Here is a 15,460-nt window from a genome sequence, read left to right on the forward strand (position 1 = left end):
TTTTTGGTTTGCGCGCCATGGGCGCGCTCTAACGGGTGAAAGTCCCGAACACGCCCAGATAGTGGGAAGTGTATAGCCGAACAGCAAGGGTGTCCATTGTGAGGTGGAATCTGAAGGAAGCTGTAAGCAAATCTCTGGTCCGACGGACAGAAATCACATATAAGGCTAGGCTACGAGAGATAAGTTGGCCAAAAGCAACGAAGTCTAATAACTATCACATTTGTAGTAGCAGAGTAAATGTGGCGGATATATGGAGAGAAAGAGCGTGCACCTTAAGCGTGGAGGTCTCACAGAGGTTCCATTAGCCTAGTAACAACGAACTGTGAGAAGTCAGCCGAACCCATAGTAGCAAAGAAGTCTCTGTAATGGGGATGGAGTGAAGGGGTGAACAATCAATAAGTTTGAGTATGTCTCGTGTTGCAGAAATGACAACATCTGCCGTAACCAATCGGGTGAAGGGTGGTCAGATCAAGCGAGGCGGAAAGGAAAGAACGCATGGACACAAGTAGTCTAATGGAGCAGATACTATCTAGTGATAATCTCAATAGGGCATATCTGCAAGTCGTGCGAAACAAAGGTGCAGAGGGAGTGGACGGAATGAAGTACACAGAACTCAAGGAACATCTTGCAAAGAACGGCGAAATCATCAAGGAACAGTTGAGGACAAGAAAATATAAACCTCAGCCAGTACGAAGAGTGGAGATACCAAAGCCCGATGGTGGTGTCAGAAACCTAGGAGTACCAACAGTAACAGACAGATTCATACAACAAGCTATCGCACAGGTCTTAACACCAATCTACGAGGAACAGTTCCATGACCATAGTTATGGATTCAGACCGAATAGATGTGCACAGCAAGCAATCCTAACAGCGCTCGACATGATGAATGACGGTAATGATTGGATTGTAGATATTGACTTGGAAAAGTTCTTTGACACAGTAAATCACGACAAACTTATGACTATCATAGGTAGAACGATTAAAGATGGAGATGTTATTTCTATCGTTAGGAAATACCTGGTCAGTGGAATCATGATTGATGATGAGTATGAGGACTCCATTGTGGGAACACCACAAGGAGGTAATCTCTCGCCATTATTGGCAAACATCATGCTGAATGAACTTGATAAGGAAATGGAAAAGCGAGGGCTTAACTTTGTAAGATACGCAGATGATTGTATCATCATGGTTGGTAGCGAAATGTCTGCTAATAGAGTTATGAGAAATATCTCTCGATTCATTGAGGAGAAACTAGGTCTCAAGGTCAACATGACCAAGAGTAAAGTCGATAAACCACAAGGACTTAAATACCTTGGGTTTGGATTCTACTTTGACTCAAAAGCACATCAGTTTAAGGCAAAACCACATGCGAAATCAGTAGCGAAGTTTAAGAAGAGAATGAAAGAACTTACATGTCGTAGCTGGGGCGTTAGCAACAGATACAAGGTGGAGAAGCTCAATCAGCTTATCAGAGGATGGATTAACTATTTCAAGATAGGAACAATGAGAAATATCTGCTATAACATGGACGGCACTATCCGATATAGGCTTCGTATGTGCATTTGGAAACACTGGAAAACTCCACAAAACAGGGCAAAGAATCTTATAAAGCTTGGAGTTACTAAATGGGCTGCATGGAGAACCGCATATTCAAAAGGATACGCGAGAGTCTGTCGTGCATCTGATATATCCCAAGCCATAAGCAATAAGAGATTAGCCTCATACGGACTAATCTCTATGTTAGATTACTACACCGAAAGGTGTGTCACTTGTTAAGTTGATTGAACCGCCGTGTACGGAACCGTATGCACGGTGGCGTGAGAGGTCGAAAATGTCTTTATAATGAGACATTTTCTCCTACTCGATTGTCGCGGAAGTTGCAATTTATGACAGGAGGACGTATGGAAACGAAAACAAAGAATCCCTTATGGACGAGGGATTTTACGATAATAACAGTTGGTAGTGTGATTTCAATGTTTGGAAATAGTATGGCAGGATTTGCCATGAGTCTTATGGTGCTTGACTATACAGGGTCAACAATGCTGTATGCAGTATATCTTATGACATATACTGTGCCAAAGCTGATTGTACCCATAATATCAGGTGCAGTACTCGACAGATTTTCCAGGAAAAAGATGATATATACCCTGGACTACACTATGGGAACTATCTATCTGCTGGTTGGCATTCTTCTTATGAGAGGGTGGTTCAGCTTTCCATTATTTGCACTTTTCAGTCTGCTAATAGGCTCGATAAGCAGTATATACATGGTGGCTTATGACAGCTTTTATCCGCTTCTTATAACGGAGGGGAATTATTCAAAGGCATACTCTATAGCAAGTGTGCTTGAGACGCTGGCGATGTTCATGGTTCCTGTAGCAACCTTTTTATATAATCTCGTGGGCCTTGGCCCGTTACTTCTTGCAAACGCAGTGTGCTTCCTAATGGCAGCAACACTTGAAGTAAATATAAAGGCTGAGGAGAAATATATAGAAAAGCAGAGCATGAGACAGGATACTAAGGATATGGGGCATGTAGAGAGAATGCTCTTTGATATCAAGGAGGGTTTCTTATATCTTTTTTCGGAAAAAGGACTGCTTGTCATTGCTGTTTATTTCTTGTTTAGTGCTATGGCAGGAGGGGCTTCTGATGTAATATGCCTCCCATATTTGAAGAGTCACTACAAAAACGGAGAATACCTTTTCATGTGTATTTTCGGGATGAGCTTTTTAGGAAGAGGACTTGGAGGGATGTTCCACTACAGGAGGAAGCTCCCTGCAAAATACAAGTTTTATATAGCTCTTTTGGTGTACATAATCATAGGCGTTTTTGAGGGATTATATCTATATGTGCCTGTGAAAATTGCGATGGGGCTTGGCCTTATTGTGGGAATCGGAGGAGTAACCAGTTACACAATCAGAATCTCTTCAACTCAGAGCTATGTTCCGGATGAGACAAAGGGCAGATTTAACGGGGCTTTTCAGGTTCTTAGTACATCAGGTGCACTTCTTGCGCAGCTGATGGCCGGTGTTCTTACAGTCTATATGGATCAGAGGGCTGTGCTCCTTTTGTTTGAGCTTCTAAGTGTGTTTGCGGCCATAGCTTTTGTGGGAACTAACAGAAAATATGTAAAGCCAATCTATAACAGAAACATGTAATTAAAAGGAGGTACTATGCCCAGACGATTACTTATAAAAGCAGAAAATATAGTTCATTCCTACGGCGAACAGACTGTTCTTGATTTTGACAGATTTTATTTATACGAAGGTGAAAAGGTAGGTCTTGTTGGTGTAAACGGAGCAGGGAAAAGCACTCTTTTGAAAATTCTAGCAGGAGAAATAGAACCGACTAAAGGGACAGTTTACAGAGACTGTGAGCCATTTTATTTTGAGCAGTTTGGAATGACGGAAGTTTATGATACAGACTATGAAGAAGCAGGGAAAATGGGAGTCAGCGATCAGCTCTGGCAAGAAAATGTCAGCGGCGGCGAGAATACAAGAATCAGACTGGCGCAGCTTTTTTCAAGCCCTCAGGCGGTAGCTTTCCTTGATGAGCCAACCTCAAACCTTGATTTTGATGGGGTGGAGCTTTTAAAGAAAAGACTTAGAGAAATTGAAACAATGGTTATCATCAGCCATGACAGAACCGTACTCAATGAGCTATGCGACAGGATTGTTGAGATATCCTTTAGTGAGCTTCAAAGCTATAACGGCAATTATGATGATTATGTTGTTCAGAAGGAAGAGCAGTATAAAACACAGCTCTCGGAATATGAAAACTATCAGTCTGAAAAGAAAAGATTGCAGAATGTTTACACTCAGAAGAAAGCCAAGGCAAAGAAGGTTGAGAAAAAGCCAAGGAACATCACTGCAAGTGAAGCTAAGGCACGGGCCCTTTGCGGAAACAGGAAACCTGAGGATAAGGCGAGAGGAATTGAGAAAAGTGCATCCAATGTCTTAAAAAGGATAGAACACATGGAGGTAAAGGAGAAGCCAAAGGAGGAACCAACAGCAAGACCGGATTTCAGGCTGACAAACCCTCCGAGGAACCCAATCGTCATAAGAGGCGAGCATATTAACTTTTCATACGATGACAATGTGATACTTGATGATGCGGACTTCATGATAAAAAACGGAAGTAAGGTGGCGCTTCTTGGAAGTAACGGTGCCGGTAAGACAACACTGCTGGAACTCATAGCAAATAGAGATATGGTCTACGTAGTTCCGGGGGCCAAGATCGGATACGCCAAGCAGAACATGTCGCAGATAGATTATGACCGGACAGTGCTTGAAAACATAAGAAGGGTAAGTATACAGACAGAAAGCTTATCACGTATAATATTATCCAGGTTACTGCTTACTGAAAAAGACATGAACAAGAAGGCATCACAGTTATCCGGAGGAGAGAGGATGAAGCTTTCCTTTGCGATGCTTTTTGTGTCGGATGTCAATTTGCTCATTCTTGATGAGCCTACAAATTATCTTGATATTCCTTCGGTTGAGGCGCTTGAAAAGCTGCTGATAGAGTATGAAGGGACGCTTCTTTTCACATCGCATGACAAGATGTTTGTGGACAGGATTGCAACAGAGAGACTTTACGTTGAGAATGGGAAAATAGTAAGTGATATGCAAAAGAAATAATGTGCTAAGAGGAGGTTCATCATGGCAGTTAAATTCATGCGTACAGGACAACAGGGAATTCTGGTATGGGATGAGGAGACAGGCTACAGGTTCGGTATAGATTTATTTTTATCCGATATGGAGGGCAGACAGGTAAAGAACCCGTTCGATATCGAAGCTTTGAAGGATGTTTCTATCTTTTTCGGAACTCATGACCATATAGACCATATAGACAGAGATGCCTGGGTAAAAATTGCTGGGATTAATTCCAAGGCAAAATTTGTAGCACCTAAGTACTTTGAAAAGACTTTGCCCGATGAACTTGGTATAGAAAAAGAACGGTTTGTTTTTGTGGATGAAGAATATTCTGCGGATGTAGATGACCTGCACATAGAGGCAATTCCTGCTGCGCATGAATTTCTTGATACTGCGCCGGAGGGGCTACATCCGTATCTGATGTATATAGTTACTTTCGGTGGTAAAAAAATCTGCCACATGGGAGACACCTGCTTGTATGAAGGGGTATATGACAAGCTAAGGAAAAGCGGACCCTTTGATGTCATGTTCCCTCCGATAAACGGTCGTGATGCAGTGAGACTTCGCGATAACTGCATAGGAAATATGACATATCAGGAGGCAGCAGATCTGGTGGGTACTTTAAAGCCGGCACTTGCTGTTCCGGGACATTACGATATGTTTAAGTTCAATGGTGCTGATCCAAACGAGTTTAAGGACTATGTGGAAATAAAATATCCGGGTCAAAAAGTGATGATCCTGCAGCCGGGTGAGGAATTTGAGTTATAAAAGAAAAGCGCACTTTTAAAGCATTATTTGACAGTAGCAAGGCAAATAGTGAGAAGAGTTTTTTGCAAAACTAGGATAAGTTAATAATGTAAATACAGATAAGTTTCTTTTCACGGGAGGACCTATGCTTAGACCTGACAAAATAACAGAGGCCGGACGCTTTAACAGTTTTGATAATAACGAAATATTACTTGGAAAAAAGAAAAACCACCTTCCTGCAATGGGGTGGAACAGCTGGAATGCCTTCGGAAGCGGTAATACCGAAGCACTGACCAAGGCAATGGCAGATAAAATGGTAGAGCTGGGCCTTGATAAGAAAGGTTATCAGTATGTAGTTTTGGACGATGGCTGTTATAACCCCGAGAGGATTGACGGAAAGCTAGCTGCGGAACCGGTGAAGTTCCCGGGTGGTTTTAAGTCTGTTTCCGATTATGTCCATGCTAAAGGTCTTAAGTTTGGCATGTACAATGATATAGGTGTAAAGACCTGCTCCGGAGCAAGGGTTGGCATTTGCGGATACGAGGATGTGGATGCAAAAAGCTATGTTGAATGGGGCGTTGATTTTATGAAGGTTGATAATTGCTATTATCCTTTTGATAACGCTACTTTTTCAAATTCAGAGAATGCTGCATACACCTTTACGCCTGATATCAGAGCAATAAAAATATGCGGAAAGAAAAGCGAGATTCTTAGCGCCGTATCCGATGGCAGAATAACCGGTGATCGTGCTCATGCAGAAAAGAATTATGTGACGGGGCTCGGAACCTTCGATGGAACGGGACCGGATGCTTCTCCCGTGGGAGTCAGAAGCAGTGAACTCATTTTTGATTATGAGCCCTCTGCTGATAATAAGACAGATAATAATGAATACCAGATCTTAGTGGAATACAGGTCCTCAAAAGAGGAGGGTCGTGGTGACTGGCTTCAGCTTGCAGTAGGTGATGAGTATTATTATGACGATTTTCTTACCAAGGGACTTGATGCGGAGCTCTCTGATAAGAATTTGAATGATCCCGATAACAGAAATAATCCCGTGGATAACAATATGCCGGATCTGGACGGGGAAGAAAATAAAGAGGCTGCAGATAAGGAATTCATCTGGAGTGAGCCTGTTACAGTCAAGCTTGGTGATGGTACTAATCATATCAGGATTATGAATCACAGAAGACAGGAAAACACTCTTAATTCATATTCCAGAATCCTGAAGGCACTTAATGAAGCTGCTCCTGGACACGATATCATCTATTCTGCCTGCGAATGGGGTAAGAGTCATCCGCAGAACTGGGCTTACAAAGTATGTGACAGCTGGAGAATCCTGAATGATATAACATTCCGGGTAGGAAGTGATGGAGATCCCGGGCACGGCGACTGGAAGGATGATTATACTCCAAGTGTGACGACGCAGTATAACAAGGCAGTCATAATGGATGAGTTCGCAGGTCTTGATAAGGGCTGGAACGATCCCGATATGCTGATGATAGGCATGGACGGACTTGATGAGATTCAGTGCAGAACACATATGACACTGTGGTGCATGATGAATTCGCCTCTTATGCTGGGACTTGATCTTAGAAGAGTACAAAAAGGTGACTGGATCTATAACATAATCGCCAATGACGATGCTATTGCAATTAATCAGGACTCTCTCGGAGTTCAGGCAAAGAGGGTATTTTCAACTCTGGCGAAGGAGTGTCCTGACAAGGAATATATTCGCGATATAAACCGTGTGGATATTCTTGTTAAACCGCTTAGCGGGGACAGATTTGCAATAACCTTTGTAAATGTCAGCGAGGAAGATAAGAAGGACTCTTACAGTATTACCCATAAGGAAATTCAAAAGTTCCTGGGAGATAGGATAAAATCAGCAGATAAATATCTTGTAAAAGATATTTGGACAGGAGAAGAAACCGAGAATGACACAGGTGTATTTAAAGTAGACGGACTTAAAGCCTGTGACCAGGTTACGATTGTTGTGACTCCTAAAGGCTGATTATATAGGTAAAATGACGACTGAAGCATTCATAGATTATTTAACAGAAGAATACCGTGGCGATACAGCCGCTTTTTGGAAGCATATGATGGCGGATAATTCAGAAGAGATGCTGATGCAACCTGTCACAAAGAAAAAAGCGGCTCTGATATTGCACGCCATGATGAGGGATTCACTTAATATAAAGGATGTTGACTGGGATAAGGCCAAGAAACTAAAGGATATCTATGATTGCCGCATCTGTGCTAATGCTGTTGCACAGGTAATTGAAAGAGGTCTTATAGAACCGGAGAAGCCGGACTTATTCGGAATGCAGATTCCCATGAAGGATGAAGAATTACTGAGCGCTGTGAAAAAGCTTATCATATAAATATAATGCTATCTTTAGATAATTATTAGATTTATCTGTTACAGTAATAATATACGTATTGTGGCATGCTATGCGATTTCAATAATGAGGATTGGAGCATGAGAGCACAAAGTATAAATCATTACGGTTACGATAAAGAAACTAAAGAGGAATGCACAGAGCTTATAAACGGAACCAATAGAAAACATGTGATGATTCTGAATATATGGTTCTTTATAGTGAATGTGCTGTGTATTATATTCTCAGCGTTTGATATTTTCAGCGTAAACCAGAGCGAGATGAGACTGTATATTGTTTATGCAGTTGTTTCTGCTGTGTTTTTTGTGGTGTGCAAGACCTATGGAGCGAAACCAACTACCGGAAGAGTGACGGTTCTGGTAGTCGTAAATATGCTTATATGGATGGCCTATTCCATTCAAATATCAATTGATCAGCCATACATGGCAGCTACACTTTTCATGGTCATGCTGGTTGTATTGTCTTTTTCTTTTATTTCAACCATGCTAAGGACATTGGCAGGCATAGCATTGTGCTGCGGATGTTTTCTCTATTGTTCATTTAAAATCAAAGCAATTTCCATCGCAGAGCAGGATTTATATAATGTAATTATTTTCGTATCACTTTCAATCGTACTGCACTTCGCCTTTCAGAGGACCAGAATGCAGCAGTTTGTCACGATGCAGAAAAATATACAGATTCAGCGCGAGCTGGAGATAAAATCAAGTTTTGACGCGCTTACGTCTTTGTTAAACAGAGGGCGTTTCTTCTCCCTTGCAGGAAATATCCTTTCAAATCCCCATGATGAATATATTGCAATATGTCTTCTCGACCTCGACGAGTTCAAACAGATAAATGATAAACTTGGGCACCAGATGGGCGATAAGGCTATCCAGATAGCGGGACAGACAATTATCGAGGGCCTCGGAGTGGATATGACAAAGAAGTGGACTTTTCAGGAAAAGGTTTTGAAGGAAGGAATCAGTTTTCCCGGAAGGCTTGGCGGTGATGAATTTATAGTGTTTATAAGAGGGAAGAAGAACAGAGAGGAAGTTACGGAGCTTCTTCAAAATATGCTCAGATCACTTAACAGTGTAGAAGTAGGAGATCTTCACGGAATACATGCATCTCTTGGGGTGACCGAGATAACAGAAAATGACAGAGACATAGATGTTGCATATAAGCGTGCTGACGAGGCCCTGTATGAATCCAAGCGGGCAGGAAAAAATCAGATACGTTTTATGGACGCAGAAGAATAAAGGCAGGGAGGTAGATTATGAATTCAAATGAGATCAACCTGCTGATATTTTTCATAATAATACTGCTAATGCTCACAGCAATTACTCTGCATGAAAACTATACCAGGAAAAAGCGCACGGCAGCAATTCTTGAGATACTGGTTGGAATTATTGAAGCGGGAAATCCTAATCTCGACGGACATTCTCTCCATGTGCATAATCTGACGATGGTATTATATGAATTTATGCCTTTCAGATACAGATTACAGGTCAGCCAGATTGACCTTCACTATGCGTCGCTTCTTTTGGATATAGGTAAAAATGGCATACCTGATTCGATAATGGAACATGCGGGGAAGCTTGGACAAAATGAGTGGGAGATAGTAAAGAAGCATCCTGATATAGGAGTAAATATGTTAAAGGATGTGCCCGGGATGGGGAAAACTCTTTCCTACATTCTGTATCATCATGAAAGAATTGATGGTAAGGGCTATCACCAGCTGACAGGGGAACAGATTCCCCTCGGAGCCAGAATGATTGCGGTGGCAGATGCTTATTCTGCCATGACAATGAATCGCTTGTACAAAGCTACTTTGCCCTACGCTGAAGCTACATCCGAACTTCGATTAGCAGCCGGTACACAGCTTGATGAGAATCTTGTAAACATTTTTTGTAATATACCGATGAGTAAAATTGATTCCTGCATGGAGGATGTCAATCTCAAAATGGAAAGATATCCCAACGCCAGAAAGGGGAGTATAGGTGTATGAAGTGGAAGAGAATGCTTTCCGCCATACTGACAGTAATGGTGCTAATATGTGCGATGTCCTGCGGGAAAAAGCAGGATAAGCAAAACGCATCGGGAGTGGATCCGGAGACGGCGCCTCATATAACATTGGCGCTAAGAGCCGGTATTTACTCCGATGCGATAAAATCCTGCCTCATTCCGTTCGAAGAAGAGAACCAGGTCATTTGTGATGTGCTGGAACTTGGAGAAGAAGAGCTTCACAAAGGTATTCTTGAAAATGCATCGAAGACTGAAGGGCAATATGATCTTTGTATGATAGACGGATCCTGGAAGGCAGAGATGACCGCAAATTCATTACTGTTAAACCTTTCCAAAGAAGGATATGAACTGGACGATGACATTATAAAAGCTACCACGACTATCTGCTACGATGGAAATGATATATATGTTGCGCCTTTTTACGGCAATGTGACCGTTCTTCTTTTCAATAAATATAACGTGGAGAAAGCGGGATATAATGTTGAACAACTTTCATCCCTTGAAGAGATATATCAGGTGTGCAAGGCTTCACAGGATAAAGGGAACCTGGGGTTCATGTACAGGGGCGATTCCGAGAACAATTATGTGGTGGATTTTCTCCCGATTCTCAGATCCTACGGCGGGTGGGTTGTTGATGAAAATAACAAGCCCACGGTAAATACAGAGGAATTCAAGAAAGCGCTCAATTTTTATATGCAGCTGATTGCTACAGGAAAATCGGAAAGCAGAGATGATCTTATAATGGCGATCGACAACGGAGCAGCTACTATGGCGGTAGGCTGGCCGGGGTGGTATACGCCTACAAAGAGATCAGCATCTGACTACATTGCACTTACGGGAAAAGCGTTCAGTGACTCTGAAGGGTATAATGCAAATGTATATGGTATATGGACCATAGGTGTTCCTGTAAATAGCCAAAATAAGGAATTGGCAGTGAAGCTTGTTAAGTATCTGATGGACCCTCAAGTGCAAAAAAGTACAATAGAATACGGAGGCGTTCCCTGCAGATACTCATGCCTTACTGATGAGAAGATTCTGGCAGATAATCCTCCGCTAAAAGCGGTCTGTGCTGCTCTTGAAAACGGTGTTTACAGACCTGATATGGAAGAGTGGACCGATTTTTATACAATACTCGGAAATAAGATGGAGCTTATCATAAACGGGGAGAAAGATATAGACGAAGGGCTTTCTGAGGCACAGGCAGAGCTTGAGGAGATGCTCCGTAAATAATCTATATCCTTGCAACTATGCCGAGCTTTGCGTGCATGAGCTTTTTGTTTTCATACATTCGCTTATCGGCAAGCAGATAAACACTGTGAGAGTTTTTCTGCTCCACTTCAGTGCTGAAGGCATAACCGGAAGCTACGCTTCTTCTGTAGCCGGGATACAGAACATTTTTCACCTCAAGCGCGTCTTTAAGCCTTGTTAAAAGAGTATCCACTTCATCAAAATGTTCCTTTTTGAGAATTGCCACAAACTCATCGCCACCTATCCTGGCGATGAAAGCTTTGTCATCAAAACACTGTTTAAGAACCTGAGAGAATTCCAATAAATATTTATCTCCTGCGGCATGTCCGTCGCTATCGTTAATTTCCTTAAGGCCGTTAAGATCAAGACTTACTATGCAGTAGTCGTCATCGCTTTTGTCCAAATCTTCCAGATACTTATCATAGCGTGATCTGTTTGGAAGATCTGTCAGTCCGTCTGCATAAGCAAGGTGTGTCAGAGACGCATACTCTTTTCTCATGGCGAAGGATTCCGACAAGTAAATGAAATAGTTAATGAGGTTTGCGAAAACGAATATCAGTCCTGCCATCGGAATCATGCGTATTGTCAGGAATGATGGGGGAACAATATTCCTTATTTCCAGAGAAAAAGCGGCATAGTTGATTATGTATGACAGAGAAAAAACAGAAAGACCGAGTAACTGTATTACCTCGGCAGGCGCAAGCTTTTTTTGCTTAAAATCTTTAAAGAAGATGATAAGCATGAAGAAGGAACATATTATGGATATGCACTGAAAATACGGCAACGTGCGATTCATATGGATGACACCTGTGAAATGAAGCACGATAAGACCTATACAAATGAAGGAACTGGTGCAGGACACTACCATAAATATCCAATCGCGGTAGTGCTGTTGGATGCAGCCGACAATAAGGTAAGTAAGAGGCACCATAAGATAAAGGGAGACATACTCTAATTCGGTAGCTCTGCTTTTGGTATCTATGAAAAAATCGACCAGTCTGAAATAACCAAGTACCCACACTCCCAGATTAATAAACAGGATCGATACAAAGAGTTGGGAAAGAATACTGGGCATTGTCTTGTAAAAACCTAAAGTAATGATTAAAAAGGCTGCACCGAAAATTATCAGGAAAACTCCCGATGCAAGAGGAAACATATTTCTAAATATATAGGAGCGCATGACATCGTGATAATCGCCGTATACAGGCGGCAAGTAAAAATTATAGAAGCTGTCTTCTTCAACATAGAGGACGAGCCGCAGCTCCATAGGATGATCCTTTTCCGGAACAGGAACAACATGGAAACTACAACCTATATATTCTCCTTTTTCCAGCAAGTCTTTATACTCCGAACGGATGAGCTCGTTATCAATAAACAGGTCGTATGCAGAATATCTTGAAAGAAACATAAAGGTGGGAAACACGAAAGCGTTACTTGCAGGAATAGTTCTTGAGAGCACAATAATATCACCCTTCTTTGACCTAAAGTTGAGAGCCCTAGGGATGTCATAAAGAGAGACATTCTCGAAGCTTTCTTCGTTAAATTCAACAGACCATTCTTTATCAAATGTGTATATCTTTCCTGCATTAGCCGGATAGAATAAAAAGTGGCATATAGTTACAAGAAGCAGGAAGGTAAGAAGTGCAATTATAAGGAATTTGATTCGTTTAATCATCTGCAGGTACACCTCCTTCCTTCGAGGGTGTATTGCCCATTATGTCATTTACAAATCTTCCGATCTTGGAAGAATGATGCTTATCTTTTTCTTCATACATGCGGTTATCGGCAAGCACAAAAACATCGCCGGCTTCGCCACCTTGAACTTCACGGCTGTAGGCGAAACCACAGGATGCGGACAGATTTAGGTTTGTCTCATGACTGTTGAAAGCATTAAGTCTTTCGCGCAGGTCATTTATCATTTTTTGGCATATTCCTTCCTCGGGATTCTCTACTGCCACAAGGAATTCATCACCGCCGGTTCTCCCTATCAAAGCTGCACCGGAAAAAGCCTGCTTCATGATGTCTGCGAAGGTCTTTAATATTCGGTCACCCTCCTGATGCCCCAGTGTATCGTTGACAGGCTTTAAATTATCCATATCAATAGAAATGATGGCAAATTTTCCATGTACAGATGCCATGTATTGCATACATTTGGCACGATTCATAAGGCCTGTCAGAGAGTCGGTATAGGCAAGACCCTCAAGGTGCTCCTTCATGTAGACTGAGTTAATATGCTCTATTCCGTGATAGAAATAGAATACAAACAGGCAAAGTACAAAGCACAAAGCGCCTATAGTCATAAAGTTGATATCAGCGTAAGCTTCTCCGCCTGCTAAGAGAAACTTAAGCACATTGTACTTTATGATATCAATGACAGAGCAAACTATGAAAAGGGCAAGACCCAGCACGAGAATGCTGTCTGAAGTCATTCCAACGTATTCCGGACTATTTCTTCTGTTATGATAATGCTTTATCACATCGGTAATAATCTGCGGAAGCTCTATTATTGTTTCTACAATAGCCAGAATGTGAAGTGTGGGTACAAAAATATTAATATGGATAATTCCGCTTATATGTAAGATGGTGGTAACTATCGGGAAAAGCGCATTTATAGCTATCAGAACCTTATTTAGATTGGTGTTAAGGCTTGGATGCGATGAAATAAGAAAGGCAATAATAGCAAAAGGAATAGAGTACAGAGAAAAGTACTCTAGGAAATTGAAGAAGGCTTCATAATCCGAAAGGAAGCAAAACAGGTCGTTAAAAGCAAGGTTGTAGGCACCAAGGAAAAATGCTATCAGTGAAGTGAAGATTAGTGACAGATCATGTCCGTGGTACATATACAGATACGAGGAAAGTGTCAGTAAAAGAAAAGCAAAGACTATCTGGAAACCGCCTATGAACAGAGGGAGGCGCTTTTTCTGCAATAAGTGCCGCTCGAGCTCAAATCTGTTTCCGTAGTAGACCGGTGAAAGACCGGAGAATGCATCATCTTCTGTGACATCGAGTCTGATTGTCAGAGTTTTTCCGGCATATTGTTGCGGATTTTTAATTGGAACAATATTAAAGTGCTTGGGGAGGAGTCTTCCCGCATCATAGAATTCTTTTCCATAGTTATAGATTTCCTCATCATCTATATAGACAGTGACTACCGAGAGGATAGTTCTGAACATGATACAAGCAGATGGCACCTGCCCTGAAGGGAACGAGGTGCTTATTATCACAACATCGCCCTTTTGGGAATCTCCTATATTCAGATCTTCAAGAGATGCATCATCTGCATGAAAATTTCCATGCTTTACAGACCATCCGTCTTCCAGGGTGGTCATATGATAGGTGTTTGGCGTGGTCATAAATGAGCTGCCAAAAAGAATTAAAATTACCGGTATTACTACCAGCAAAATGGGCAGCAGCCACACGTTTATATGTAAATAATCGCGAAGTCGCATAGCTCTCTCCTGATAATAAGTATATCAATAAAAAAAGCAGTCTTTTATAAAAAAACAGTTATATTTCTGAATTTTGTATTACCAGAAGAAGTAAAAAGACCTCATCCGAGTGATGGATGAGGTCTGAGGATTTTTAAAAGCTCCCGCTGCTTCCGCCGTGGCTTGTTCCCGAAGAACCTGTATGGGTTGAAGAACCGCCGGTATCCTTTGGCTTAGCATGCTTTGACAGAGTTTTTCTTATAAATCTGTCGTGGTGTCCGGTTAGGGACAGACCATTTTGTGAATAATTCGAAGCTCCGGTTTCTCTGTGAACCGTGTGGAGCTGCGCAATAAATATGAAAAGCGGAATCAGTGCAAGTAAAAGACCTGCAAGAATACAGATTCCGAGTTTCCCTGCTGTGAAGGTGTGGGAGTCAATATCATCCTGAAGCTTTCTGCTGCAAGCAGAGATAAATTTATCGAAGGAGGAGTAATAATTTCCTGCCGATAAATCGCTCTTGCAGGCATCAATAAGGTCTTCCTGATCTGAATCCGAGTACACCTGTATTGCAGAGCCGGTTGTTGTAATATGCCATTGTCTGGAGGTTATATCAATCAGGAAGAGAATTCCGTCGTGTTTTTCTCCAATGCCATAGCCGTTATAATCGTAAAAATCGTCGGCATAGGCCTCTACATCGCGGCTTCCGAGACTGTCTACGGTAACAATGACAATGGCGGAATTATACTCGTTTTCCACCTGATAGATATGAGTTGCCAGAGCGTTCTCTTCGTCATCCGTCAGCAGATCGGCGGCATCGACTACAGGGAAAAGTGATCCGTCTACCGTATAAACGGGATCCACAAGACCCTCGGTGCCGGCCTTAACATTAAACGACAGGATGACAGGCAATGCCAGAATGAAGCATATCAGCATGGCCGTAATAATATTCAGTTGTTTTTTATGATTCATATTCCTATC

The 15,460-nt window shown here is 41.8% G+C and carries 12 protein-coding genes; 9 read left to right on the forward strand and 3 right to left on the reverse strand.

Annotated elements, in window-relative coordinates:
• The first annotated feature begins 495 nt into the window (after positions 1-495).
• From ltrA to G630_RS0110345, 9 genes are all read left to right on the forward strand, one after another.
• The gene (gene ltrA / locus G630_RS0110305; protein WP_026498521.1) at positions 496-1,776 is read left to right on the forward strand and encodes a group II intron reverse transcriptase/maturase; all 1,281 of its coding nucleotides are present in this window, start codon (positions 496-498) and stop codon (positions 1,774-1,776) included.
• Positions 1,777-1,901: 125 nt separating this feature from the next.
• On the forward strand, positions 1,902-3,158 hold the full coding sequence (locus G630_RS0110310; RefSeq protein ID WP_026498522.1) for an MFS transporter: 1,257 nt from the start codon (positions 1,902-1,904) through the stop codon (positions 3,156-3,158).
• Between the two features lie 15 nt (positions 3,159-3,173).
• Complete coding sequence (gene abc-f, locus G630_RS24205; RefSeq protein ID WP_081667866.1) at positions 3,174-4,640, forward strand: ribosomal protection-like ABC-F family protein; 1,467 nt, start codon at positions 3,174-3,176, stop codon at positions 4,638-4,640.
• A 21-nt stretch (positions 4,641-4,661) separates the two neighbouring features.
• Positions 4,662-5,423 carry an MBL fold metallo-hydrolase gene (locus tag G630_RS23570; protein ID WP_081667868.1) on the forward strand — a complete coding sequence of 254 codons (762 nt, stop codon included), beginning with the start codon at positions 4,662-4,664 and terminating at the stop codon, positions 5,421-5,423.
• A gap of 124 nt (positions 5,424-5,547) precedes the next feature.
• A complete protein-coding gene (locus tag G630_RS25365) occupies positions 5,548-7,413 on the forward strand; it encodes an alpha-galactosidase (RefSeq protein WP_026498523.1) in 1,866 nt (621 codons plus the stop codon).
• A 13-nt stretch (positions 7,414-7,426) separates the two neighbouring features.
• Positions 7,427-7,783 (forward strand): hypothetical protein, encoded by a 357-nt coding sequence (locus G630_RS0110330; protein WP_155829176.1) that lies wholly within the window; start codon positions 7,427-7,429, stop codon positions 7,781-7,783.
• 98 nt (positions 7,784-7,881) lie between these two features.
• Positions 7,882-9,039, forward strand: a complete 1,158-nt coding sequence (locus G630_RS0110335; protein WP_022761086.1) for a GGDEF domain-containing protein — start codon at positions 7,882-7,884, stop codon at positions 9,037-9,039.
• Positions 9,040-9,056: 17 nt separating this feature from the next.
• Positions 9,057-9,788, forward strand: coding sequence for an HD-GYP domain-containing protein (locus tag G630_RS21480; RefSeq protein WP_022761087.1), 732 nt, complete (start codon positions 9,057-9,059; stop codon positions 9,786-9,788).
• Entirely contained in the window at positions 9,785-11,035 is a 1,251-nt protein-coding gene (locus tag G630_RS0110345; protein ID WP_022761088.1) for an extracellular solute-binding protein, read from the forward strand. Before G630_RS21480 ends, G630_RS0110345 begins: the two co-directional genes overlap by 4 nt.
• A gap of 1 nt (position 11,036) precedes the next feature.
• Here G630_RS0110345 and G630_RS0110350 read toward each other — a convergent pair whose 3' ends face one another.
• The 3 genes from G630_RS0110350 to G630_RS0110360 all read right to left on the reverse strand — a co-directional run bounded on the left by G630_RS0110350 (position 11,037) and on the right by G630_RS0110360 (position 15,451).
• Entirely contained in the window at positions 11,037-12,728 is a 1,692-nt protein-coding gene (locus G630_RS0110350) for a GGDEF domain-containing protein (RefSeq protein ID WP_022761089.1), read from the reverse strand.
• Positions 12,721-14,502: a GGDEF domain-containing protein gene (locus G630_RS0110355; RefSeq protein ID WP_022761090.1), complete on the reverse strand. Its 1,782-nt coding sequence runs from the start codon at positions 14,500-14,502 to the stop codon at positions 12,721-12,723. The genes G630_RS0110350 and G630_RS0110355 overlap by 8 nt, the downstream gene beginning before the upstream one ends.
• A gap of 133 nt (positions 14,503-14,635) precedes the next feature.
• Positions 14,636-15,451 carry a TPM domain-containing protein gene (locus G630_RS0110360; RefSeq protein ID WP_022761091.1) on the reverse strand — a complete coding sequence of 272 codons (816 nt, stop codon included), beginning with the start codon at positions 15,449-15,451 and terminating at the stop codon, positions 14,636-14,638.
• Between the last annotated feature and the right edge of the window lie 9 nt (positions 15,452-15,460).

This window comes from Butyrivibrio sp. WCD2001 (assembly GCF_000424485.1).
Taxonomy (GTDB): Bacteria; Bacillota; Clostridia; order Lachnospirales; family Lachnospiraceae; genus Butyrivibrio.

Coding starts and splice junctions, on each gene's coding strand:
- G630_RS0110360 (WP_022761091.1), bottom strand. CDS start 15,451: ATGAATCATAAAAAACAACTGAATATTATTACGGCCATGCTGATATGC.
- G630_RS0110330 (WP_155829176.1), top strand. CDS start 7,427: ATGACGACTGAAGCATTCATAGATTATTTAACAGAAGAATACCGTGGC.
- G630_RS0110310 (WP_026498522.1), top strand. CDS start 1,902: ATGGAAACGAAAACAAAGAATCCCTTATGGACGAGGGATTTTACGATA.
- ltrA (WP_026498521.1), top strand. CDS start 496: ATGGACACAAGTAGTCTAATGGAGCAGATACTATCTAGTGATAATCTC.
- G630_RS23570 (WP_081667868.1), top strand. CDS start 4,662: ATGGCAGTTAAATTCATGCGTACAGGACAACAGGGAATTCTGGTATGG.
- G630_RS0110335 (WP_022761086.1), top strand. CDS start 7,882: ATGAGAGCACAAAGTATAAATCATTACGGTTACGATAAAGAAACTAAA.
- G630_RS0110350 (WP_022761089.1), bottom strand. CDS start 12,728: ATGATTAAACGAATCAAATTCCTTATAATTGCACTTCTTACCTTCCTG.
- G630_RS21480 (WP_022761087.1), top strand. CDS start 9,057: ATGAATTCAAATGAGATCAACCTGCTGATATTTTTCATAATAATACTG.
- G630_RS0110345 (WP_022761088.1), top strand. CDS start 9,785: ATGAAGTGGAAGAGAATGCTTTCCGCCATACTGACAGTAATGGTGCTA.
- abc-f (WP_081667866.1), top strand. CDS start 3,174: ATGCCCAGACGATTACTTATAAAAGCAGAAAATATAGTTCATTCCTAC.
- G630_RS25365 (WP_026498523.1), top strand. CDS start 5,548: ATGCTTAGACCTGACAAAATAACAGAGGCCGGACGCTTTAACAGTTTT.
- G630_RS0110355 (WP_022761090.1), bottom strand. CDS start 14,502: ATGCGACTTCGCGATTATTTACATATAAACGTGTGGCTGCTGCCCATT.